This is a genomic window from Paraburkholderia aromaticivorans (assembly GCF_002278075.1).
Classification (GTDB): Bacteria; Pseudomonadota; Gammaproteobacteria; order Burkholderiales; family Burkholderiaceae; genus Paraburkholderia; species Paraburkholderia aromaticivorans.
This window is the reverse complement of the sequence record NZ_CP022990.1, coordinates 1,147,676-1,172,242: the sequence shown is the minus strand read 5'-3', so window position 1 is coordinate 1,172,242 and position 24,567 is coordinate 1,147,676. Positions and strand designations below refer to the sequence as shown.

The window sequence follows — 24,567 nt, the reverse complement described above, 5'->3', positions numbered from 1 at the left end:
GCGCTTGTGAGGCGATTGTGTGGTCGTATGTAATGGATGGGAAGAATGGCATGTCGTCGCATATGTCTAAAAAATCAGGTCCGCGAGGCCGGTGCGGCAGGTCGCGTCCGGACAGAATCTTGCCGGTAACGGCCGGAACATGGCAGGCCGAACCGGAATTGATAGAATCGCGTCGGTCGCCGGCATATGCGTTCTGATTTGAGGACCGACCCGGCGGCGTTGAGGCTAGCCTGGAATCGATGGCTCATAGAATTTTAGGCAAACGATTGCGCAAGAGCCTAAATTAGCCGCCCGCGTAGCCGTTAATCCGTTCATGCACAAAGAAGACATCAAGACCATCGTTGACGCCGCCAGCGAGACCGCCGATTCGATCGTCGGCGCGCGGCACTGGAGAACGGCCGAGGAAGCGCGCGCGATGCACGATGCGATCTTCTGGGACATGATAGTCAAACAATTGCCCAACGTGAGCGTTGCCGATCTCCTTTCGATGCTGAATTGACCCGGTTGACTGCCAGTCGATCCATGGCGACCCGACGCGGCTAGCTCTCATTGAGTCCAATCACCGAAAAGATCTTGACGACCGTGCCTTGCCTGGGGCGATACCCACCTTGTTGCTGGGTGAACACCTGTACGGCGCGCATCATCTCTTCTCCTGAGAGTTTGCGATAGGCGCAAATGTTGTACGTAATGCCGAGTCTCGGGTCTTTGACAAAATTATCGACGCTGGGTAGCTGCATGGTTTCCTCGAATGCGGTGCGGAACGGACTGTTTCGAACCACGGCATAGGCGGCCGAATCGTCCGCGGGAGCAAGTGCGCAAAGATCGCCGTCAGGACGCAGGAGGAGGATCTCTCAGATCCTGAATGACCATCGATGCGGAGAGAAACACGTCTTCGATCGCCGCCGCGTATTCGCCCGCCGAATCGCGACTATGCTCCTCCATCGGATGGAACGTCGCGCTGCGCCGGATCGCACGACGCACCCGTTCGAGTTCGCCGATGGTCGGCGATGTTTTCGCCAGTAGCGCCGCAATCAGCGTCTGGTATGCGAGAAGTTGCATCCGCATCTGTTGAATATCTTCCATGATTGTCTCTATTCAAAAAGGTAGTGCGGGCAACCGGCCTTTCAGGCGACGGTATGGGACAGACTTAGAATGACGGTCAACGAGCCCGCCTTGTCGTAATGGAAAAGCCGTGACTTGACTTTGAGAACGCCGTCGAATCCCATTTCGTCGACTTTCATCGTGACGTTGTCTCCTACGAGAGGAAGTTGCTGGGCCGCGCGTGAGCCCGTCGTGCGGTAGGTGCCGAATCCGCCTGTGTACTCGTACACGTAAGTCACCCTTTCATCCATGTCGACCCCGGTGGTGAAGAACACGAGTTCTGGTCGATGGAAGTCTCGCACAACTAAGAAGGATTTCGCTTGGTCTAGACAGGTCGCTCTGGAAGAGGCCGCGATCGCATGGAGGCATCGTCGATGAGACACTCGAATGCGCCGAAAAGCCTTATGCGGAAAGACAAAGAAGCGAACGGCGGTTGCGTGTGAGTTGCTCGATTGGCGCGCCACGACAAGCCGCTCTGGTTAGAAGCCGGCTATGACGTGGCGGATGCGGCCATGCTTTTGTCAATTTCGTCCAGCAACGACTTCCCGAGATCGATACTCGATCGATGGCCGGGCATATGGCGCGCACCGAGCACGACCTTCGAAGCGCGCGGGCCCTCTGCGGCTATTCATGACGCCTCGCCACGAAGACGAATGCGGACGAAAAAGAGCCCGCCGCCCGGGGGAGCGGCAGGCTAAAAATTCGAGGGGTGGGGTTCGCCTGAGACAGCCCCCTCGAAAGACCGGGACTGAGTTTAGTCTTTCGAAGCAGGCTGCGGACGCAGGCGGCGGATTGCATCAAGTTTTTGACAGAACTGGACGCGAAGTCGGGTCCGTCGAGGCGGGATGAGCCTGAATCTTCGAGGCTGGAGCGGCATGCACGAGTGTCAGCCGTCTATAGCGAAAGCTGACGGCGCGGCAATACGGAGGAGGACCTCGAGTCGCAACGCCGATGAAGCGTGCAGAGGAATCTGACGGATGCGTTGACCCCGCCGAGCAGACGGGGCGAATTCTCGAACGGGTATGCCTTGACCAATCGCGTCTGTGGGCTTGCACAGCGGCTCGAGGGTAACGCCTGTCGCAAATGCGTTACCCGGTGGTCGGGTTCCGGTGGCCGCTTACGCGCTGGTATTGATGACCGAGCCGGTGGCGACGCCCGGAGTCGTACCGGCACCAGCCGTGGCGTGTGTCGGCAATGACGAAGCACCGGCCAATGCGCTCACTGTGCTGCCCGTGGCAGGCACGTGGTGATGCACGCTTTTTACGGCGGTGCTCTTGGATGATGTCGCCGACTTCAGATGCGCCGCAAAGCTCGACTGGCTGGCTTCGCTCGCGGAGCTTTTGCCTGTTAGCATCGACAGCCCGGAACTGATGACCCTGCTGACGCCGCCGAGTAGGGTGGATGCTGCACCGATTGGAATCATATTCAGATCCATCAGAATGGAGTAATCGAAATCCTGCGTTTGCGGACTATACCTTGTTTTCTCTCTACATGGAGATGCCGGCCTCCATTGCCTGCGAACGGCTTGCGAACCGGTGTACCGGGTGCGTTGATCGCGGCACCGCGCACCCGTCCATGAGCGACGCGCGCCGCGGTGGGCAGGAGCCGTTGCGTGGTGCTACTGAACGCGGAACGTGCCGACCATCGTCTGCAACCGGGCGGCCTGCTCATCGAGCGATGCCGCAGCCGCAGCCGCCTGTTCGACTAGCGCCGCATTCTGCTGCGTCACTTCGTCCATCTGCGACACCGCACGATTCACCTGCTCGATACCGGTGCTCTGCTCGATCGACGCCGCGGCGATTTCACCCATGATGTCGCTCACGCGCCGGATCGACTCTACGATCTCACTCATCCGTTCACCCGCGACCGCCACCTGATCGGTGCCGTCGTCGACGCGCGCAACGGACGAATGGATCAGCTCCTTGATATCTTTCGCGGCCGCCGCGCTGCGTTGCGCGAGCGTGCGCACTTCGCCCGCGACCACCGCAAAACCGCGTCCTTCTTCACCGGCCCGTGCCGCTTCGACCGCGGCATTGAGCGCGAGAATGTTGGTCTGGAACGCGATGCCTTCGATTACCGTGATGATTTGACCGATTTTGCGCGATTCGTCGGCGATGCTTTGCATCGTGCCGATCACCTCATCGACCGCATTGCCGCCGCGCTGGGTCGCATCCGTCGCGAGCACCGCTAGCTGGCTCGCCTGGCGCGCATTGTCGGCATTCTGCTTTACGGTCGCCGTCAACTGTTCCATGCTGGCCGCCGTCTCCTGCAAGGACGCAGCCTGCTCTTCGGTCCGCTGCGACAGATCGGTGTTGCCTTGCGCGATTTCACCCGAGCCGGTCGCAATCGAATCGCTCGAACGCTGAATGCCCTGCACCAGTTCGCGCAACTGCAGCCGCATCTGGCTCAACGCGTACAGCAAGCTCGAGCGGTCAGCCGGTTCCAGCTTGATCGCGGCGGCCAGATTGCCCGAGGCGATTTGCGCCGCGAACGCCGCGGCATCGGCCGGTTCGCCGCCCAGTTCGCGCTTCACGCTACGCGTCATGACCCACGCCATGCCGCCGACCGCGGCAAAGATCGCAAGCGAGATCGCGATCAACATTCGCGCGAGTTTCCAGTAGGCCGCGCTAATGTCGTCATAGAAAAACCCTGTGCCGATCCACCATTGCCATGCCGGAATGGCGACCACGCCCTGTAATTTGCCTTCGAGCGGACCGTCCTGGGAACGCTTGACCAGCACGTCCACCAGCGCGACGTGTCGTTTGGCGAGTCCCTGTTGATAGGCCTGCGTGTCCGTGAGATCGCCGGATGTGGTCTTGTTGCCGCCCGTCTTGGTGCCGACGAGACTCGGGTTCGGGTGGACCAGGTTGATGCTGTCCGTATTGGTCACCCAGTAGTAGCTCTGGCTGTTCGCGTTCAACTGACTGAGCGCCGTTTTGGCGGCGGCCTGCGCTTCGTCGCGGCTCATCTTGCCGCTCCCTTCGAGCGACTGGTAGTACAGCACGAGGTGTTCCGCTTTGGTCAGCAGCGTTTCAATCTGCGCCTGACGGCTCTCGATCAGCGCATGGTCGAGTTGTGACAGCGCGAGCGCCGCGATGCTTGCCACGCCGGCCAATGCGGTGCCGACAATCAGAATCAGTTTGGTCGAAATTTTCATAGAATGTGGCCGGCATGCGGACATGCAAAATTAACTATATGGTACATATATCGACCAGCGTAGTTGAACCTTTAGCGTTTTTTTGGTTGGCGCGCGCGACCTTCATCCCCACAGGTTTCGACCTGAGACCACGATGGGCCGAATGCGGACGAGGGCTGTGCCTCACTGCCGGTGATGGCGATCATTCACCATTGGCAGCCATGTGCAACGTGTCGGCGAGACGGACTGGAGCGCCGCTGCGGGCGAGTGATGGAGGTCGCCCAGGCAGGGCGCGGGATCACACGCTCCCCGGACGTGGTGGACGGCGGTTGAAACCGCCTGCGATGTCAGCTACGCGGCAGGCCGCCGGCCGAACCCGGCCGCCGCCTGCCGCGCGACCTACTGGGCGGTCTGCTGACGTTGATACTCGTTGTGCTTCATTTGCATGTAGTCGGCGCGGCTGACCTCGTGCAATTGCCGCGGATACCGCTCGGTCGCGTCGAACCAGTCGGCGAGACGTTTGTCGAGGCGGGCGTTGGGCGGGCTGGACAGCGCAGCCAGATAGGCGTCGATGGCGAGGTAATAGCGCATGGTGTTGCGCTCCACCAGGCCGCGCACGCCGCCGACGAATTGCGTTTCGCCCGCCGACGAATCAGGCGTGGAAGAAAAGCCGACCTTGTCGCTGCCGATCGTCGCCAGATAGGTTTTCATCGCAAGGCGTCCCGCCGTGCCGTAACCGTAGGCGTAGGTCAAATGGATAAAGGTGCGGTTATCGCCCACGGGTACCGCCTCCATCACGATACGGTAGTCTTTCGTGCTCAGCGGCCCCGTGGCGGCGGAGAGCTCCACGCGAAGATAATCCGGGTTGCTCGCGACCGGGTGATAGTTGAATTGCACGCGGTAGGACGAGGAAAGCGATTCCTCGGTTTTCTTGCCGATGTTCACCGCGAGGACCGTCCCGCTCGCGCTCGTCGATGCATGGCAATACTTGGTGTTCAGATGCAGGATCAGCACGTCGCACCAGTTGGCCGGACCCTGAGCCGGGTCGTTGAGCGTGCCGTTGACCGTCGCGAACGGATAGTTGAGCACGCCGTAAATATCGCCCTTGAGCGCCGAGGGCAACTCCTGCGATTCGAGATACAGCGGTCGCTGGAACTGGTTGTGCGCGAGTTGCTGCGTCAGACTCTGGTATTTGTCGCGCAGGCCTGCCGCGTTGTCGGTTGCTTGTGCGAAGACGCTCTGGCACAGGCAGCAGGACGCTGCCAGCAGCGCGGCCATCGCCCACTGTCGCGCGCTGCGGTTGCCGGCTGGGGATTGGATAAGCCTGCCCATGGACGTCCTCCTACTGTTGGCTGAGGTTGCGGGGCACCGTGCCTGGATCGGATCGTGGCGCGCCGGTTGCCCCGCATTTTTGCAGGCAGTAGGGTGGTTTGTACATCCGTAATCGCCGCTGTTTTCTAATCGTCCGGAATCGGCCGATGGTACTCGCGCACCGCCGATCGACGTCGTTCGAAGCGGCGGCGTGTCCGGACCTGTGGTCCATGGTCAGTGGAGCATGCTTGCCAGCCTTGGGAGCATGCGGGAGCCACGGCCGCGGTAGCCGGGGATCCGGCGGCCGGCATCGCGGCGGGGCGGCTTATGCGAACGCGGCGCGGCGTTGCCCCGAAGATGTCGCGATCGGTGCGCGGCCGCCGGCGTCGTCCACATGGAATGCCCCGGCCGCGCGTTGCAGGCTCGTTGCCTGCTCCTTCAGCGACTGCGCCGCGGCTGCCGCCTGCTCGACGAGTGCCGCGTTCTGCTGCGTCATGCTGTCCATCTGCGTGACCGCGAGATTCACCTGGTCGATGCCGGCGCTCTGTTCGGCGGCCGCCGCCGCGATCTCCTGCACGACGCCGGTGACGCGCATGATCGCGTCGCGCGCTTCATCGATCGTCGAGCCGGTGTTTTCGACCAGTGTCGCGCCGCTGCCGACGCTGTCCACCGCGCGACTGATCAACAGGCGGATTTCTTTCGCCGCGCTCGCGCTGCGCTGCGCGAGACTGCGCACCTCGCCCGCGACGACCGCGAAGCCGCGGCCTTGCTCGCCCGCGCGTGCCGCTTCGACCGCGGCATTCAGGGCGAGGATGTTGGTCTGGAAAGCAATGCCCTCGATCGTGGCGATAATCTCGACCATGCGGCCCGATTCGTTCGAGATGGCTTTCATCGCCGCGACGGCCCGCGCGATCATGTCGCCGCCGCGGTTCGCGATCTCCGCGGCGCCGGCCGCAAGCTCGCTCGCGGTGCGCGCGTGGTCCGCGGTCTGGCGGACCATCGCCGTCATCTGCTCCATGCTCGACGCCGTTTCCTGCAACGACGCCGCCTGACTCTCGGTGCGCGACGACAAATCCGCATTGCCGTTCGCGATCTCGTTCGCGCCGCACGCGACATTGTCGGAAGCATGCTTGAGCTGGCGTACGGTGCCCGTCAGCGCGTCGCGCATCCGCTGCATCACGTGCAGCAGGCTCGACGTGTCGCCCTCGCGCGTGCGGATCGCCACCGTGAGGTCGCCTGATGCGATCGCGTCCGCCACGTTCGCCGCATAGGCCGGCTCTCCGCCGAGCGTGCGAACGATGCTGCGGTTCGTGAGCGCGACGAGTGTCACGAGCACGACCGAGACCGCCACGAAGACCGCGCCGATCAGCCACAGCGATTGCATGAACGCAGCGTCGATATCGTCGACATAGGCGCCGGTCGCGACGATCCAGTCCCACGGCGCATAGCGCACCACGTAGCCGATCTTGCCGACCGCCTGTGCCGCCGCCGCGCCCGGATGCGGGAACACGTAGTCGACGAAGCCGCCGTCCGGCGCCCGCGCAACCGACGCGAACGTCACGTAATGGTGACGGCCGTCGGCATCGGCGCTGGACGCGAGATCCTTGCCATCGAGTGCCGGCTTGATGGGATGCATCACCATGCGCGGCGTCGAGTCGATCACGAGGAAGTAGCCGTCTTCACCATAGCGGATGCCGCGCAGGCGTTCGAGCGCCTGCTTGCGGGCGTCCGCCTCCGGCAGCGCGCCGCTTTGCGCCAGCGCCGCATACTCCTTCACGATGCCGAGCCCGACGTGCGCGACGTTCGTGAGGTCGTGCTTACGTTCCTCGATGCGCGTTTCGCGCGACTGCCACGCTGCCGACACTGAGACGGCGAGCAACGCGCCGAGGCTGATGATCAGTGGCAGCCACAGTCTTTGCGTAAAACTGAGCTTGTGCATCCTGAGTCCTCTTGCAAGCGGATGAGAATCGCGCAGGGTTGCCACGCGAGGCGGCGCGCAAATGGGTCCGACGGGCGGCGCCGGTGGAGTGCCCGGTGTCCGGTGCGTTCCTTTCCGAGTTATCGGCGGGTAGCAGTGAAAGTTTCGTCCTGTGAAACCCTTGGTTCGGTCGGTTGCTCAGGTGCGTCGCAGGCGGTAGCCGGAGTACGAGGATGTGCTGAACCCGAGACGATGGACGGTGCGTGGTGCGCGCGCCCAAGCTGGTTCACAAGTGCTGGAGGGGAAGGCTAATGGTGCGGCGCAGCGGCGAATCAGCAACTCGTGCGCCGAACGACGATTCGGCGCGCGGTACGTGCGCGCACGCCCAACGAGCGTAACAGGCTACCGCCAGAGAGCCTGGCGGCAGCCCTAAAGGGAGAGAGGGAGTTCGCGCGCGAGAGCCGGTCCGCGCGCCGGATGCGCCTCACGAAGGCTACGCGCAACAGGATGCTGCCGGCGTAGCCTTCGGCGTCGGTCGAATAGCCGAGCCTTTGCGCTAAAGGCTCAGATCCCGCCGACGCACAGGTACTTGATGACCACGTAGTCGTCGATGCCGTAATGCGAGCCTTCGCGGCCCAGGCCCGACTGCTTGACTCCGCCGAATGGCGCGACTTCGTTCGAGATGAGGCCCGTGTTGATGCCGACCATGCCGTATTCGAGCGCTTCGGCGACACGCCAGACGCGGCCGATATCGCGGCTATAGAAGTACGACGCGAGGCCGAACTCGGTGTCGTTGGCGAGGCGGATCACTTCCTCGTCCGACGAGAAGCGGAACAGCGGCGCGAGCGGCCCGAAGGTTTCGTCGCGCGCGACCTTCATGGACGGCGTGACATCCGCGAGCACGGTCGGCTCGAAGAAGCCATGGCCGAGCGCATGACGCTTGCCGCCGGTGACGATGCGCGCGCCTTTGGCGAGCGCGTCTTCGATATGCGACTCGACCTTGAGCACGGCTGCTTCGTTGATCAGCGGCCCTTGCGTGACACCGTCTTCGGTGCCGCGCCCCACCTTGAGCTGCTCGACGGCGACGCGCAGTTTCTCGGCGAACGCGTCGTAAACCTTGTCGTGCACGTAGAAACGGTTCGTGCACACGCAGGTCTGGCCGCTATTGCGATACTTCGACGCAATCGCGCCGGCCACCGCGGCATCCAGATCCGCGTCGTCGAATACGATGAACGGCGCGTTGCCGCCGAGTTCGAGCGACACCTTCTTGACCGTCGGCGCGCACTGCGCCATCAGCAGACGGCCGACCGGCGTCGAACCGGTGAACGACAGTTTGCGCACGATCGGATTGCCCGTCATTTCCGCGCCGATCGCTTTCGGCTCGCCGGTCACGACGTTGAACACGCCGCGCGGCACGCCCGCGCGTTCGGCCAGCACCGCGAGCGCCAGCGCGGAGAGCGGCGTGGCTTCAGCCGGTTTGACGATGATCGGGCAGCCCGCCGCGAGCGCCGGACCGACCTTGCGCGTGATCATCGCCGCCGGGAAGTTCCACGGCGTGATGGCCGCACAAACGCCGATCGGCTCTTTCGTCACGACGATGCGCTTGTCGCCGGCCGGCGTCGGGATCGTGTCGCCGTTCACGCGCTTGCCTTCTTCCGCGAACCATTCCAGGAACGACGCGGCGTACTGGATCTCGCCCTTCGCTTCGGCGAGCGGCTTGCCTTGTTCCGTGGTGAGGATCTTCGCCAGATCGTCGGCGTTGTCCATCATCAGGTCATGCCATTTACGCAGGATCACCGCGCGCTGCTTTGCCGTGGTGGCGCGCCAGGCCGGCCACGCGGCGTTGGCCGTGTCGATCGCGCGGCGGGTTTCCGCCGTGCCCATGCGTGGCACCGTCGCGATGATTTCGCCCGTGGCGGGGTTCTTTACGTCGAAGGTCGAGCCGTCGTCCGCGCCTTGCCATTCGCCCGCGATATAGGCGTGGGTTTTCAGAAGCGTCGGGTCCTTCAAGGTCAATGTGCTCACGTGTCGTTCCTCAAGCCGTGATCGCGACGCTATCTTTGATCACGTCTTCGAGAATCGCCATGGCTTCCTCGAAGACCGCGTCCTGAATCGTGAGCGGGAACAGGAAGCGCACCACGTTCGAATAGACGCCGCACACGAGCAGCAGCAAGCCGCGTTCGAGCGCGCGCGTCTGCACGCGCCTCGTGAACTCCGCATCCGGCTCCGTGCTGCCCGCCTTGCAGAATTCGACCGCGACCATGCCGCCCGGACCACGCACGTCAGCGATCTGGGGCACTTCGCTTTGCAGCGCGATCAGCTTGGCCTTGATGCGGTCACCCAGCAGCGTGGCGCGTTCGCACAGCTTCTCTTCGTCGATGATATCGAGCACCGCATGCGCCGCGGCCACCGCCAGAGGATTGCCCGCATACGTGCCGCCGAGGCCGCCGGGCGCCGCGGCGTCCATCACCTCCGCGCGGCCGATCACACCCGACAGCGGCATGCCGCCGGCGAGACTTTTGGCGACCGTCATCAGATCGGGCACCACGTCGTAGTGATTCATGGCGAACAGCTTGCCGGTGCGTGCGAAACCCGTCTGGACTTCGTCGGCGATCAGCAGAATGCCGTGCTCATTGCACAGCTTGCGCAAGGCGCGCACGAACTCGGCCGGCGCCGGATAGAAACCGCCTTCGCCCTGAACCGGCTCGAAAATGATCGCGGCCACGCGTTTCGGATCGATATCGGCCTTGAACAGGAATTCAATGGCCTTCAGCGAGTCGGCGGTGGTCACGCCGTGCAGGGGGTTGGGGAACGGTGCGTGGAACACGTCCGACGGGAACGGACCAAAGCCGATCTTGTACGGCGCAACCTTGCCGGTCAGGGCCATACCCATCAGCGTGCGGCCGTGGAAACCGCCCGTGAAGGCGATCACGCCAGGGCGGCCGGTGGCGGCGCGGGCGATCTTGATCGCGTTTTCGACGGCTTCGGCGCCGGTCGTGAAGAACGCGGTTTTCTTCGGATGGTCGCCAGGCGCACGCTCGTTGAGCTTCTCGGCCAGTTCGACGTACGACGCGTACGGCACGATCTGATACGCGGTGTGGGTGAAATGATCGAGCTGATCGCGAATCGCGGCGACGATCTTCGGATGACGGTGGCCCGTGTTGCACACAGCGATACCGGCCGCGAAGTCGATGAAACGGCGGCCTTCGATATCCCACAGTTCCGCGTTTTCAGCGCGCTCGGCGTAGAAATCGCACATCACTCCGACGCCGCGCGGCGTGGCTGCGTCTTTGCGGCTCTTCAGTTCGGCATTTTTCATGGTCATCTCCTTCGCTCCTCGGTTTGCGGACGCCACGCCCACAGCGCAGCACATGCAGCGACTATAATGAGATTTGGCTCTTAACTTCAGAGCCATTTCAATAAAAATATAGGAGCCAATCAATGCGCGCGAGCGTTTTGTCCGACTGGCTGGCCCAGCGCCTCGACCGCGGCAATGGCCAGCCGATCTATCGCCAGTTGCATCGGCTCTTACAGCAGGCGATCCTGTCGCGCGAACTGCCGCCGGGCAGCAAGGTGCCGTCGTCGCGTTTGCTGGCGCAGGAGTTGGGCATCGGGCGCAATACCGTCACGCAGGTGTATGAGCAGCTGGTGCTCGAAGGCTATGTGAGTTCGGCGACCGGGCGAGGCACATTCGTCGCCGATAGCGCCCCGGACGAGATCGTCGGCGCGCCCGATGCCGAGGCGCCCGCCGCGCGGCCCGAGCCGTTGCCGCTGCAGGCAAGGCGCGCGCTCTCCACGCGCGGCGCGCGGCTGGTGGCGGGCGCGGGTGTGTCCAAGCGTCAATGGGGCGCGTTCATGCCCGGCGTGCCGGATGTCACGAAGTTTCCGGCGCGTGTTTGGAGCCGCTTGCACAACAAGTATTGGCGCCGCCTGCGTCCGGACCTGCTCACTTACGCGCCTGGGGGCGGACTGGCTTCGCTGCGGCACGCGCTGGCCGACTATCTGCGCACCTCGCGCTCGGTGCGCTGCACGCCCGAGCAGATCATCATCACGACCGGGATTCACCAGTCGGTCGATCTTGCGGTGCGGCTGCTGTCCGATCCGGGCGACGTGATCTGGACCGAGGACCCCTGTTATTGGGGCGTGCGCAGCGTCATGCACGTGTCCGGCCTGCAATCGCGGCCGATCGCGGTCGACGAGGAAGGCATCAATCCTTGCGCCGACGACCTCACGCAGCCGCCGAAGCTGATGCTCGTCACGCCCTCGCACCAATACCCGCTCGGCATGGTGATGAGTCTCGCGCGGCGCCGCATGCTGCTCGAATACGCGCGGCAGAACCAGTGCTGGATCATCGAGGACGATTACGACAGCGAATATCGCTACGGCAGCCGGCCGCTCGCCTCATTGCAGGGCCTGGATACGTCGGGGCAAGTGATTTACGTGGGCAGTTTCGGCAAGACGTTGTTTCCGGGGTTGCGCATCGGCTACCTCGTCGTGCCGGAAGCGCTGGCGGAAAGCTTTGCCACGGCGAGCGCCGAGTTGTATCGCGAGGGGCAGTTGCTGCAGCAGGCGATGCTCGCGGAGTTCATTGCCGAAGGGCATTTCACGTCGCATATCCGCAAGATGCGCACGCTCTACGGGCAGCGCCGCCAGACGCTGCTCGACGCCGCCGCGCACCGTTACGGCGATGCATTGCCGGCCGTGGGCGGCGACGCCGGTCTGCATCTCGTGATGCAGTTGCCCGGCGGCAGTGACGACCGGCTGGTGGCGGCCGCCGCGCTGGAGCGCAATATCGTCGTGCGGCCGTTGTCGGGGTATTACGCGCAACCTTCGCTGGCGCCGTCGGGTTTGCTGATCGGCTACGCGTGCGTGCCGGATGAGGAGATCGCGCCGGCATTCAACACGCTGGCCGATGCCATCGACGCGATGTTGCCGGAGTTTGCGTGAGGGGGGCGACTGAGATTCAAATCCTGATCAGCACCGCCCCCAACGTCACCAGCGCGCACGCAACGATACGCCGCGTGGTCAGCTGCTCGCGCATGAACAGCCAGCCGATCAGGACCGCGAAGATCGAACTCATCTCGCGCAGCGCGGAGACCATCGCGATCGGCAGATAGCGGTAAGCCTCGATGATCAGGCAGTACGCGCTCAGCGCGAGCACGCCCGACGCAATGCCCTTGAGCACCACGGCGCGGCCGATGAAAAGCCCCTTCGCGCCGCCGCGCCAGTGCCAGGCGAGCAGAAACTGCGGGATATTCCAGATCAGATAGACCCACATGATGTAGCTCAGGCCATTGCCCGCCACGCGCGCGCCGATTCCGTCGACCACCGAATACGCGGCGATGAACAGACCGGTCAGGAGCGCGAAGGGCACGCTCTCGCCGGAAAAGCGCATGCCGCGGCGAAACGCCAGCGAGACGATGCCGATCGACACTAGCGCCACGCCGACAGCGGCGAGCGGCTTGAGCGCTTCATGAGCGAAGACCAGTGCGCCGACGAACACGAGCATCGGCGAAAGGCCGCGCGCAATCGGGTAGATCTGGCCGAAGTCGCCGCTTTTATAGGCGCGAATCAGCGCCAGCAGATAGCCGAATTCCAGCACCACCGACGCGAAGATATACGGCCACGCCTGCGGCGCGGGCATGGGCAGCACGACCACGCCGACCGCGCTCACGGCGATATATGGAATCGCCATCATGCCGAGCAGCCAGACGCGATCTTCCGAAAGATGCAGAAACGCGTTCCACGTGGCGTGAAGCAAGGCGGAGAGCAGCACCAGCAAAACGACAAAGGTTTCCATCGAAGACCGGGGAGAGGGGAGCGAAGGCCCGGTTGCGGGCCGCAAGCCCGTGATTATTCCAGCAGAACGCCGCAATAGAAGCGTGGACGACTCGATTGGAGGGGGTTTAATTGGAAAAATGCGGCGATTTGTGGCGTCAATGAGACGCTGCCAGCCCCGGCGGGTTGCCGGACATGCAGATCGAAACGCAGTGCGGCGGTGGCGGGTGAGAGGGCTGAGAGGCGGGTGAGAAGTCGACGAAGCGGTGCTCCTTGGGCAAACTTCCCACCGCGACCGCGACCGCGACCGCGACCGCGACCGCGACCGCGACCGCGACCGCGACCGCGACCGCAGCCGCAGCCGCAGCCGTTACGCCTGCAACCTCAGGTCACGCGCTCGCGCAGCCACGCGGACGCGAGGTCGATCACCGTCACGACCACGATCACCAGGATCATCACAGCGGCGGTCTGCGCGTAGTTGAACGAGCGGATCGCTTCGTACAACACCACGCCGATGCCGCCCGCGCCGACCATGCCGACTACCATCGCCGAGCGCACGTTCGATTCGAAGCGATATAACGCGTATGAGATCCACAACGGCAGCACTTGGGGCAAGACGCCGTAGACGATTTCGTCGAGACTGGTTGCGCCGGTGGCGCGCACGCCTTCGGCCGGACGCGGATCGATCGCCTCGACCGCTTCGGCGAACAGCTTCGCGAGCACGCCGGTGGTATGCACCCACAGCGCCAGCACGCCGGCAAAAGGTCCGAGGCCGACCGCCACGATGAACAGCATGGCAAAGACCATTTCATTGATCGCGCGGCACGCGTCCATCATGCGGCGCATGGGCTGCACCACCCACATCGGCGCGATGTTGTGGGCGGACATCAGCCCGCACGGCACCGCGCACACGAGTGAGAGGGCGGTGCCCCACACCGCTACCGAAAGCGTCACGTACATCTCGTGCAGATAGCTGCGCCATTCGGCGAAGTCGGGCGGAAAGAAGTCTTTGGCGAACTGGCCCATGTTGCCGGAGTCGCTCAGCAAATCGAGCGGCCGCATGTCGGCGCCGTGCCACGCGCCGCCCAACACCGCGAGCACTGCGATCCAGCCGAGCAGCGAGAGCCAGCTGCGTTTGCCGGCAACCGGCGCAGGCTGATGCGCCGCCTGCGCGGCGAGCATTTCGCTCGCGCGCGCAGGCGGCGTGGTCAGATCGGCCGTGTTCATTGCTTCGATTGCGCGGTGTTCAGCGCGCTCAGCTTCGCGTCGAGCGCGGCCAGCTGGGTCTTGCGATCGTCGTCGGAGAGATGCGCGTCGCTCTCGATCTTCTGCTTCTGCTGGAACAACGCGACCTGGCGGATCGGCAGCAACTGCGCGTCCGCCGACGCAGCGAAGCCGCCGTAACCGGTGATCGCCGCCATCACCGCCTTTTCGTGCGGATCGGTCTTCGCGTAGTTCAGGAAGAAGTTGCGCAGCTTGTCCTTGGTGGCTTGCGGCAGATCCTTGCGCCACACCAGCGGGTCCGACGGAATCAGCGGCGACTTCCACAGCACACGCACCTGCGCGAACTTGTCCGGATGCTCTTTCTTCAACGTGTCGAGCATCTCGGTGTTGTTGGTCGCGATATCGATCTTGTTGTTCACGACAGCCAGCAGATTCGCTTCGTGGCTCGACGGCAGCACGGTCTTGAACGAGGTGTTGACCGGCGTATTGTGTTTGGCGAACAGGTAATAACCGGGAATCAGCGTGCCCGAAGTGGAGTTTGGATCGCCGAAGCCGAGCGTGACGTCCTTCGTATTCCTGAACACGTCGTCGAGCGTCTTGAAGCGGCTGTTCACGTTGGTGATCAGCACCGAGTAGTAACCGGCGTCGCCGTTCGCGTACTGGATCTTTGCAAACACTTCACCTTGCGAGCGGTCCACTGCCTCGATGGCCGACGCATTGCCGAAATAACCGACCTGTACCTTGCTAAAGCGCATGCCTTCGATAATGCCGGCGTAGTCCGTCGCGAAGAAAGCTTTGACGTTCAGGCCGGTTTGCTTGTTCATGTCCTGAATCAACGGCTCCCAGCGCTGTTTTAGCACCGAAGACGAATCGGTCGAAATGATGCCGAGGTTGATGTCCTCGGCGTGCGCGGTGGCGGCACCGGCGAAAGCAGCCGCGCCGACGGCCAGCGTGATCAACGAACGCAGGAATTTCATTGTTTGAGACCCGGTTGAGTTAGCAGAAGGGTGAGGCGCGCTCAGTTCGAGTGCGCCGGGTTGAGAGCGAACGCGTAGCGGCCCGCGGCGGGCGCGGCGTCCTGAAGCGGCAGGTTGCCGGCAACGGTTTTGGCCTCGCTGTTGTCGTCCGGGCTCCCGGCGGCTTCATCGAGCAGTTCGCGGGCATCGTCGCCGTAGAGCGCCTTGAGCAGCGCCGGCGTGAGCGCGGCGGAGGGACCGTCGTAGACCACCTTGCCGCGGCGCAGCGCAACCGTGCGCGGACAATACTGCATCGCGATGTCGACCTGATGCAGCGACACCAGCACCGTGAGGCGATGCTCGATGTTCAGCGTGCGCAGCATCTCCATCACGCGGCGCGACGACTCGGGATCGAGCGAGGCAATCGGTTCATCGGCGAGCACAATACGCGCGCGCTGCACCAATGCACGGGCGAGCGCCGCGCGCTGCTGCTGCCCGCCGGAGAGGTTGGCGGCGCGTTCGCGAGCATGTTCGCCGATGCCGACTTCGTTCAACGCGGCCATCGACAACGCCCGCTCGGCACGCGGGAAGCGCCCGCTGAGACGGCGCCACCAGGGCAGCCGCGCTAGCGCACCGATCAGCACGTTGCTTTCCACGGAGAGGCGGTTCACCAGATTGAATTGCTGGAACACGAAGCCGATATCGCGGCGAATGCTGCGCACTTCCCGCACGATGCGGCCGTTCTGCTGAATCGGCCGGCCCAGGATCGCGATCTGCGACGGTTGCGCATCCGACGCCGTGAAGCCGGCGATATGGCGCAGCAGCGTCGACTTGCCCGAACCCGAAGCGCCGATCAACGCAACCATCTCGCCCGGCTCGACACGCAGATCGATTTCGTCCAGCGCCTTTCGGCCGTTGCTGAACGTCTTGCTCAACCGTTCGATACGGATTGCTTCCCGAATTGCGTCCATAAGCACCCCTTGATGCATCCGGCCACTGCCGGCATGTGTGGGGCTCATTCTAGGAAGCGTCTGTGACGGTTGAGTGAAGGCATCGCAACGTCTAGACGACTATATCTTCACGTGTCTCCTTTGCGTCGCCTGAAAGGCAGAGCGAAGTCATTCGCCGGCGTGAAAAATGTCATGCGTGTGACACGATCCGGCTGCATTCACGCCGCTTCAGCATGATTGCTCCGCGCCAGGCTATATTGCGTCAATCGGTGTGCCGTCCCCAATAACCTTGCGATTCCTTTCGACGTCGTCATGCAGCCTCTGAGCTTCCTTCCCGACAGTTTTGCGGAGTACGAAGATCTCAAGGCGATCCTCGATCAGGGCAGCGCGAGCTTCGCGATCCGCACGGTCTGCGAGACGACGGTGCGCGGCCGGCGATTTGCCGTTCAAACCGCAAGCATCGGCTCTACCGACCCGCAGGCGCCGGCAATCGGCTTTTTCGGCGGCATTCACGGGCTCGAGCGAATCGGCTCGCAACTCGTCCTCGACTACATGCGCGCGCTGCTCGCGCGGCTCGAGTGGGACGAGCTGCTGGTGCGTCAATTGCAGTCGATTCGTCTGATCTTTATGCCGATCGTCAACCCGGGCGGCATGTGGGCGGCCACGCGCGCCAACCCCAACGGCGTCGATCTGATGCGCAACGCGCCGCAGAACGCGGACGAACGCGTGCCGCTGCTGGCGGGCGGTCAGCGCGTGGGCGCCTGGCTGCCGTGGTATCGCGGCCGCGCCGGGGCGCCGATGGAACCCGAGGCTGCCGCGCTGCTACACGTGGTTGCAACCGAGCTGGCCGCGCGGCCATTGAGCATTGCGCTCGATTGCCATTCGGGCTACGGCTGGAGCGACAGCATCTGGTTTCCCTACGCGCGCACGCGCAAGCTGATGCCGCATTTGCCGGAAATGTACGTGCTGAAGACCATGTTCGAGCGCGCCCATCCTCATCACGGCTACGCGTTCGAACCGCAAAGCCATCAATATCTATTGCATGGCGACCTGTGGGATTTCGCGTACGACCGCGCGCCCGCGTCCAACGTCTTTTTGCCGATGACCCTCGAACTCGGCTCGTGGCTGTGGATCAAGAAGAACCCGCGGCAGTTGTTTTCGCGTCAGGGCATGTTCAATCCGGTCAAGGCGCATCGCACCGCGCGCGTGCTGCGGCGTCACGCCAACCTGCTCGACTTTCTGGCGCGCGCGGCCTTTTCGTCGCAACGCTGGCTGCCGCAAGGCAATCGTCGCGAGCAATTGCTGCAAAGCGCGATCGACCATTGGTACAAACCGGAAAGCCTATGAGCACGTGGATTCTGCTGCGCGGACTCACGCGCGAAATCCGCCACTGGGGGCGCTTGCCCGGCTTGCTGCACGCAGCGGTCAACCAGCCGCCGTATCAAACGGGCGCGCCCGCCCGGCTGCTGCCGCTCGATCTGCCGGGCAACGGCGCGTTCGCGCATTTGCGCGCGCCGTCGGCGGTCGCCGACATGGTCGGCTTCGTGCGCCATGCTGCTGTGCAAAGCGGCATGCCGGGCCCGTATTGCGTGCTGGCGATGTCGCTCGGCGGCATGGTGGCGACCGACTGGGCGCAACGGCATCCCTACGAGATCGAACGGCTGGTGCTGATCAATACCAGCATGCGGCCGGTCAGCCGGATGCAGGAGCGCTTGCGCCCTTCGGCATGGCCGGGCCTGCTGGGCGTGGCCGCGCACTGGCGCGACGCGCCGCGCGCGGAACACGGCATTCATCGGCTGACCTGCAATAACGTGGAGACGCTGGGCGACGATCTCGACGCCTGGAGCCGGATTCGCCGCAGCGCGCCCGTGAGCCGCGGCAACGCGTTACGGCAGCTCTGGGCCGCGGCACGTTTTACCGCGGGCGCGTCGAGACCCGAATGCCCGTTGCTGATTCTTTCCTCGCGCGCCGACAAACTGGTCGACCCGGTGTGTTCGGCCCGGCTCGCGGCGGCGTGGGGCGCTTTGCACCTGGAGCATCCGTGGGCCGGCCACGACCTGCCGCACGACGACCCCGTGTGGACCAGCGAGCAGGTCCGCGCATGGCTCGGCGAGGAGCATGCGGTTCCCGGCTCCGTGCTTTGAATAGCGGCGCCGACTTTGCGGCGCGGCAGGCGGCAGCGGGTATAACCTAAGAAGCTGTTGCGAAATTAGTTAAACATTGGCTTGAGACGTGTCCAGCAAATTAAGGCACAAGCCAGAGAGAGGAAGGCTTCATGGATATGGGCATAACGTTCGTAGCGAATTTTCAGGCGTCGAAACGAGTGAAGCCATGCAATCGAACGCTCGACTGGCCAGCGCGTTTTGCCGAGACCACTTCCATGGGGCGAGCCAATTTTTGCGAGCACCGGCGTGATGCCGCGTTCTCTCAAACGTTGCCGATGTGGTTCGGAACTGTAGCCCCGGTCGCCCTGAACGATTTGTGGTTTATGCAAGGGGTGCCCCCGCTTGCCTCTGATGTGCGGAATTGCCTCAACCAGCGCATCGAGTTGGGTAATGTCGTGGCGGTTCGCTGCACTCAGGATGACCGCGAGCGGGATGCCTTGCGCGTCGACGATGAGGTGGTGTTTGCTGCCGAGCTTGCGCCGGTCCGTGGGATTCGGGCCGGTTTTTTTCCCGCCAGCACGGCGCGAATCGATGAACTGTCCACGAGCGCGCGCGACAAATCGATTTCGCCACGACGACGCAGTTCGGCCAGCAGCGTTTCGTGGATGCGTTGCCAGACGCCTGCTTCCTGCCATGCGACGAGCCGTCGCCAACAGGCAGTGCCTGAGCCGCACCCCATCTCCTGCGGCAGGAGATTCCACGCAATGCCTGAGCGCAGTACGAACACGATGCCCGTCAGTACAGCGCGGTCGGGTGTTGGCTTGCGCCCGGCATATTGCCGATTGCGAGGTGCTCGCGCAGGCAGAAGTGGTTCGATGAGTGACCACAGTTCGTCGTCTATGAGTTCTTTAGACATCGCTTCCTGTCAGGCAAAACAAGACAGAAAGTTAACACCAAGCCAGAAAAGTTAACAGCCCCAGAACTTAATTTCGCAACAGCTTCTAAGTGCGGTCATCCTTCGCATAGTGGTCGGCAGGTGCATAATTCCCCTTCAGACGATGCATGCGAATCAAGCCATACTCGCCATTGCCGCCAGCCGGGGAGTTGATCATGCAAGCAAAGAACGAAGAAGCTGTCACGCACTTGCTGAACGATGTCGTCGAATTCGCGCGGGGACGCCTGCCCGAACCCACCTTCAAGGTCGTCGAGCCTTTTCTGCGGCACTACTACGATTTCGTCGACGCCGACGATCTGCAAAGCCGCTCGATCGCCGATCTCTACGGCGCGGCGCTTGCGCACTGGCAGACCGCGCAGCGCTTCGTAGCGGGCGGCGAACGGCTGCGCGTCTATAACCCGATTCTCGAGCAGCACGGCTGGCACTCCGATCACACGGTGATCGAAATCGTCAATGACGACATGCCGTTTCTGGTCGATTCGGTGTCGATGGCGGTCAACCGGCATGGCCTCGCGCTGCATTCCGTCGTGCATCCGGTGTTTCGCATCTGGCGTGCGCCCGACGGCAGTATCGCGCGCGTGAGCCAGGGCGCCGAAGAAGCCACGGACTCGCGTTCGCACCTGACTTCGTTCATCCACTTCGAGGTGGACCGTTGCGGCGATGCCGCAAAGCTCGATGCGCTGCGCGACGACATCGCCCGCGTATTGCGCGACGTGCGGGCGGCGGTGGAAGACTGGCCGAAGATCGTCGAACTCGCGCGCGCCACGATCAAAGGCATGAAAGCCGGTGAGGCGGGGCCCGAAGGTCTGGAAGCGCGCGCGTTTCTCGAATGGATGGTGGCCGATCATTTCACCTTTCTCGGTCAGCGCGATTACGAACTGGTGCAGCACGATATCGGCTACGGATTGCGCGCGGTGCCGGGCTCGGGCCTGGGCATTCTGCGCGATGCGCTGCGCCCTGTCGGCGCCGCCGAGGTCACGCCCTTGCCGCCGGCCGCGGTCGAGATCATTTCCGCTTCGTCGCCGATCTTTCTCACCAAGGCCAATTCCCGGGCCACCGTGCACCGGCCGGGCTATCTGGACTATGTCGGCATCAAGCTGACCGGGCCGGACGGCAAGGTGACCGGCGAGCGGCGTTTCATCGGTCTCTATACGTCCACGGCGTATTTCGTGTCGGCCTCGGAGATTCCGATCGTGCGGCGCAAGTGCGCGAATATCGTGCGGCGCGCGGGATTTCTCGCGAAGGGGCATCTCGCGAAATCGCTTGTCACGGTGCTCGAAACCTATCCGCGCGACGAGCTTTTTCAGGCCGAAGAGAATCAGCTCTACGACACCGCGCTAGGCGTGCTGCGCTTGCAGGAGCATCAGCGCACCCGCCTGTTCGTGCGGCGAGACCGCTTCGACCGTTTCGTGTCGTGCCTCGTGTTCGTGCCGCGCGACAAATACAACACCGATTTGCGGCAGCGTATCGCCAATCTGCTGGCTGACGCATTCAACGGCGAGAGCGTGGAGTTCACGCCGCTGCTTTCGGAGTCGACGCTGGCGCGCATTCACTTCGTCGTGCATGCAAAGCCGGGCGGCATGCCCAATGTCGATACGCGCGAGCTGGAAGCGCGGCTTGTACAGGTCGCGCGCCGCTGGCAGGACGATCTCGCCGACGCACTGCTCGACGCGTTCGGCGAAGAGCAGGGCAATCGCCTGCTGCAGCATTACGCGGATTCGTTTCCCGCGGGCTATCGCGACGATTATCCGGCCCGCACGGCGGTGCGCGACATCGAACTGATCGAACGCGTGCAAGGCAGCGAACGGCTCGCGATGAACCTGTATCGCCCGATCGAAGCGGGTCCGCGTGCGTTTCGCTTCAAGGTGTACCGCGCGGGTCTGCCGATCGCGTTGTCGCGCAGCCTGCCGATGCTCGAACATCTCGGCGTGCGTGTCGATGAGGAGCGGCCCTATCTGATCGAGGCGCTGGGCGCGACACCCGCATGGATTCACGACTTCGGCCTCGAACTCGCGGACGACGCGGAGTTCGATATCGAGCGTGTCAAAGATCTCTTCGAAGAAGCGTTCGAGCAGGTATGGACCGGCGCGATCGAAAGCGACGACTTCAATCGCCTTGTGTTGCGCGCGCAACTGAATGCGCGCGAGGTGACGATACTGCGTGCCTATGCCAAGTATTTGCGGCAGGTGGGGTCGACCTTTAGCGATGCGTACATCGAACGCGCGGTGACCGGCAATCCGGCGATTGCGCGCATGCTGGTCGAGTTGTTCGTGGCCCGCTTCGACCCGGTGCTGGGCGAGACGCGCGAAGCGCGCGTGGACGGCTGGCTGCGCACGATCGACAGCGCGCTCGATCAGGTGCCGAATCTCGATGAAGACCGGATCCTGCGGCAATTTCTCGGCGTGATCAAAGCCACGCAACGCACCAACTATTATCGCTTCGACGCCGAAGGGCATCCGAAGCCGTATCTGTCCTTCAAGTTCAATCCCGCGCTGGTGCCCGGCCTGCCCGAACCGAAACCGATGTTCGAAATCTGGGTCTACTCGCCGCGCGTGGAAGGCGTGCATTTGCGCGGCGGACGCGTGGCGCGCGGCGGATTGCGCTGGTCGGACCGACGTGAAGATTTCCGCACGGAAGTGCTGGGCCTCATGAAGGCGCAGATGGTGAAGAACGTGGTGATCGTGCCGGTCGGTTCCAAGGGCGGCTTCGTGGTGAAGAATCCGCCGCCGCAAACCGAACGCGACGCGTGGATGCGCGAAGGTATCGCGTGCTATCAGACCTTCCTGCGCGGCCTGCTCGATCTGACCGACAACCTCGCGGGCACGGCCGTGGTGCCGCCGCCCGACGTGGTGCGCCACGATCCCGATGATCCCTATCTGGTGGTCGCCGCCGACAAAGGCACGGCCACGTTCTCCGACTACGCGAACGCGATCTCGCAGGAATATGGTTTCTGGCTCGACGACGCATTTGCCTCGGGCGGTTCGGTCGGTTACGACCACAAGAAAATGGCGATCACCGCGCGCGGTGCATGGGAGTCGGTCAAGCGGCACTTCCGCGAAATGGGCGTGGATACGCAGACCACGGATTTCACGGTGGTCGGCGTCGGCGATATGTCCGGCGACGTATTCGGCAACGGCATGCTGCTGTCGCCGCATATCAAGCTGGTGGCCGCGTTCGATCATCGGCATATCTTTCTCGATCCGAATCCCGATCCAGCGGTCAGTCTTGCCGAACGTGGCCGATTGTTCATTCTCGATCGCTCGAGTTGGGCCGATTACGATCCTACGCTGATCTCGGCGGGTGGCGGCGTGTTTCCGCGCAGTGCCAAGACGATTCCGCTTTCGCCGGCGGTGCAGTCGGTGCTCGGCATCAGCGCACCGGCACTCCCGCCCACGGAACTGATGCGCGCGATTTTGCAGGCGCCGGTCGATCTGCTGTACAACGGCGGGATCGGCACCTATGTGAAGGCGAGCCGCGAAACGCATCTGCAGGTCGGCGACCGCGCCAACGACGCGATCCGCGTCAACGGCGCCGAGTTGCGCTGCAAGGTGGTGGCCGAAGGCGGCAATCTCGGTCTGACGCAGCTCGGGCGCATCGAATTCGCGCAGCGCGGCGGCCGTATCAATACCGATGCGATCGACAACTCCGCGGGCGTCGACTGCTCGGACCACGAGGTCAACATCAAGATTCTGCTGGGGCTAGTCGTGACCGACGGTGAGATGACGGAGAAGCAGCGCAACGCGCTGCTCGCCGAAATGACCGACGAGGTCGGCCTGCTTGTGTTGCAGGACAACTATTACCAGACTCAGGCGCTGTCGATCGCGGGCCGCTACGGCGTCGAGTTGCTCGATGCGGAAGCGCGCCTGATGCGCTACCTCGAACGCACCGGTCGGCTGAATCGCGTGATCGAGTTTTTGCCGACCGATGAGGAAGTCGCCGAACGGCAAGCCGCGAAACAGGGGCTCACCACGCCGGAGCGCGCAGTGCTGCTCGCTTACAGCAAGATGTGGCTGTACGACGCGCTGCTCGAATCGTCGATGCCGGAAGACCCGCTCGTCGCCGACATGCTGGTGGAGTATTTCCCCAAGCCGCTGCGCCAGCGCTTTAGCGGGCCGATGCAACGCCACCCGCTGCGCCGCGAAATTCTCGCCACGCATCTGACCAACGCGCTGGTGAATCGGGTGGGCTGCGAGTTCGTACACCGGCTGATGGAGGAAACCGACGCGCAGCCGGGCGACATCGTGCGGGCCTGCATCATGGCGCGCGACGTGTTCGATCTCGACAACGTCTGGCGCAGCATCGACGCGCTCGACAACCGCGTTGCCGACGACGTCCAGGCGCGCATGTTCGTCGAAGTCGCGCGGCTCGTCGAGCGTTCCGCGTTGTGGTTCCTGCGGCAATTCCAATCGGGCGCGGTCAGCGACGGCGACGTGGCCGGCCTGCTCGCGCGTTGCCGCGACGCGGCGAAGCGGCTTGCACCGCAATGGCCCATGCTGCTGCCGAGCGCCGACCTGGAAGCGCTTTCGGAGCGGCAGCGCGTATTCGCGGACGCCGGCGTGGATAGCGAACTGGCGGTGCGGATCGCGAGCGGCGAGATCTCCGCCGCGTTGCTGGACATCGCCGAAGTGGCCTCGACCTGCGGGCGCAGTCTCGAACTGGTGGCGGGCGTCTATTTCGCGCTCGGCACGCTGCTCAATTCCGGCTGGATCAGCGAGCGCGCGGCCGCCTTGCCGGTGCCCACGCACTGGGACATGCTGGCGCGCGCCACCGCGCTGGCCGAACTCGCGCGTCTCAAACGCGCGTTGACCACGAGCGCATTGGCCGGCGCCGACGAGGCATCCACGCCGGACGCACTCGTCGAAGCATGGCGTCAGAAGCGCGCCGCGCAACTGGAACGCTACGCGCGACTGCTGGCCGATCTGCGGGCCACGGGCGGCGCGAGCCTGTCGATGCTGCTGGTGATCGTGCGTGAAATGGCGGCGCTGGAAAGGGCCTGACGCGGCGGGCGGAGGGGGGCGTCGATAGTTTCGACTGCGGGCAGGCACACGATGCAAACAACACCGCGGTTGGACGCATGGCGCCCGGCATGGCCATAATACGGGCTGTTGCCTATCGAAAGCGCTTTGCAATCTC

General features: G+C 63.7%; 19 protein-coding genes. 5 read left to right on the top strand and 14 right to left on the bottom strand.

The window, feature by feature from the left end; all coding sequences use genetic code 11:
• The first annotated feature begins 313 nt into the window (after positions 1-313).
• Positions 314-499, top strand: a complete 186-nt coding sequence (locus CJU94_RS24975; protein ID WP_095421329.1) for a hypothetical protein — start codon at positions 314-316, stop codon at positions 497-499.
• Between the two features lie 40 nt (positions 500-539).
• Here the strand turns inward: CJU94_RS24975 and CJU94_RS24970 are convergent, their stop codons facing one another.
• The 9 genes from CJU94_RS24970 to CJU94_RS24930 form a co-directional block, all read right to left on the bottom strand.
• Positions 540-737 (bottom strand): hypothetical protein, encoded by a 198-nt coding sequence (locus CJU94_RS24970; protein WP_095421328.1) that lies wholly within the window; start codon positions 735-737, stop codon positions 540-542.
• Between the two features lie 91 nt (positions 738-828).
• Entirely contained in the window at positions 829-1,083 is a 255-nt protein-coding gene (locus tag CJU94_RS24965) for a hypothetical protein (protein ID WP_095421327.1), read from the bottom strand.
• Between the two features lie 41 nt (positions 1,084-1,124).
• Positions 1,125-1,376, bottom strand: a complete 252-nt coding sequence (locus CJU94_RS24960) for a hypothetical protein (protein ID WP_244221068.1) — start codon at positions 1,374-1,376, stop codon at positions 1,125-1,127.
• Between the two features lie 842 nt (positions 1,377-2,218).
• Complete coding sequence (locus CJU94_RS24955) at positions 2,219-2,524, bottom strand: hypothetical protein (RefSeq protein ID WP_157763804.1); 306 nt, start codon at positions 2,522-2,524, stop codon at positions 2,219-2,221.
• Positions 2,525-2,719: 195 nt separating this feature from the next.
• Positions 2,720-4,258, bottom strand: a complete 1,539-nt coding sequence (locus CJU94_RS24950; protein ID WP_095421325.1) for a methyl-accepting chemotaxis protein — start codon at positions 4,256-4,258, stop codon at positions 2,720-2,722.
• 378 nt (positions 4,259-4,636) lie between these two features.
• A complete protein-coding gene (locus CJU94_RS24945) occupies positions 4,637-5,569 on the bottom strand; it encodes a hypothetical protein (protein ID WP_095421324.1) in 933 nt (310 codons plus the stop codon).
• Positions 5,570-5,873: 304 nt separating this feature from the next.
• Entirely contained in the window at positions 5,874-7,487 is a 1,614-nt protein-coding gene (locus CJU94_RS24940) for a methyl-accepting chemotaxis protein (RefSeq protein ID WP_095421323.1), read from the bottom strand.
• A gap of 543 nt (positions 7,488-8,030) precedes the next feature.
• Positions 8,031-9,491: an NADP-dependent succinate-semialdehyde dehydrogenase gene (gabD, locus tag CJU94_RS24935; RefSeq protein WP_095421322.1), complete on the bottom strand. Its 1,461-nt coding sequence runs from the start codon at positions 9,489-9,491 to the stop codon at positions 8,031-8,033.
• 10 nt (positions 9,492-9,501) lie between these two features.
• Positions 9,502-10,785 carry a 4-aminobutyrate--2-oxoglutarate transaminase gene (locus CJU94_RS24930; RefSeq protein ID WP_095421321.1) on the bottom strand — a complete coding sequence of 428 codons (1,284 nt, stop codon included), beginning with the start codon at positions 10,783-10,785 and terminating at the stop codon, positions 9,502-9,504.
• Between the two features lie 122 nt (positions 10,786-10,907).
• Between CJU94_RS24930 and pdxR the strand changes: the two genes are divergently transcribed.
• Positions 10,908-12,413 carry a MocR-like pyridoxine biosynthesis transcription factor PdxR gene (gene pdxR / locus CJU94_RS24925; protein WP_095421320.1) on the top strand — a complete coding sequence of 502 codons (1,506 nt, stop codon included), beginning with the start codon at positions 10,908-10,910 and terminating at the stop codon, positions 12,411-12,413.
• 16 nt (positions 12,414-12,429) lie between these two features.
• Here pdxR and CJU94_RS24920 read toward each other — a convergent pair whose 3' ends face one another.
• The 4 genes from CJU94_RS24920 to phnC form a co-directional block, all read right to left on the bottom strand.
• A complete protein-coding gene (locus tag CJU94_RS24920; RefSeq protein WP_095421319.1) occupies positions 12,430-13,266 on the bottom strand; it encodes a DMT family transporter in 837 nt (278 codons plus the stop codon).
• 362 nt (positions 13,267-13,628) lie between these two features.
• Positions 13,629-14,471 carry a phosphonate ABC transporter, permease protein PhnE gene (gene phnE / locus CJU94_RS24910; RefSeq protein WP_095421317.1) on the bottom strand — a complete coding sequence of 281 codons (843 nt, stop codon included), beginning with the start codon at positions 14,469-14,471 and terminating at the stop codon, positions 13,629-13,631.
• Entirely contained in the window at positions 14,468-15,445 is a 978-nt protein-coding gene (gene phnD / locus CJU94_RS24905) for a phosphonate ABC transporter substrate-binding protein (protein ID WP_095421316.1), read from the bottom strand. The genes phnE and phnD overlap by 4 nt, the downstream gene beginning before the upstream one ends.
• 41 nt (positions 15,446-15,486) lie before the next feature.
• The gene (gene phnC, locus CJU94_RS24900) at positions 15,487-16,395 is read right to left on the bottom strand and encodes a phosphonate ABC transporter ATP-binding protein (protein WP_095422782.1); all 909 of its coding nucleotides are present in this window, start codon (positions 16,393-16,395) and stop codon (positions 15,487-15,489) included.
• Positions 16,396-16,686: 291 nt separating this feature from the next.
• Here phnC and CJU94_RS24895 point away from each other — a divergent pair, with 291 nt between their 5' ends.
• Together CJU94_RS24895 and CJU94_RS24890 are read left to right on the top strand one after the other, a co-directional pair.
• Positions 16,687-17,721, top strand: a complete 1,035-nt coding sequence (locus CJU94_RS24895) for a M14 family zinc carboxypeptidase (protein WP_095421315.1) — start codon at positions 16,687-16,689, stop codon at positions 17,719-17,721.
• A complete protein-coding gene (locus tag CJU94_RS24890) occupies positions 17,718-18,518 on the top strand; it encodes an alpha/beta fold hydrolase (protein WP_095421314.1) in 801 nt (266 codons plus the stop codon). The genes CJU94_RS24895 and CJU94_RS24890 overlap by 4 nt, the downstream gene beginning before the upstream one ends.
• A 65-nt stretch (positions 18,519-18,583) precedes the next feature.
• Here CJU94_RS24890 and CJU94_RS24885 read toward each other — a convergent pair.
• Positions 18,584-19,395 (bottom strand): IS5 family transposase gene (locus tag CJU94_RS24885; RefSeq protein ID WP_095417314.1). Its coding sequence is split into 2 segments (ribosomal slippage): positions 18,584-19,056 and positions 19,056-19,395, totalling 813 coding nucleotides; the frame shifts between segments, so codons are not numbered across the junction.
• A gap of 194 nt (positions 19,396-19,589) precedes the next feature.
• On the opposite strand from CJU94_RS24885, the gene CJU94_RS24880 reads away from it, so the two are divergent.
• Positions 19,590-24,431, top strand: coding sequence for an NAD-glutamate dehydrogenase (locus CJU94_RS24880; RefSeq protein WP_095421313.1), 4,842 nt, complete (start codon positions 19,590-19,592; stop codon positions 24,429-24,431).
• The last annotated feature ends 136 nt before the right edge of the window (positions 24,432-24,567 follow it).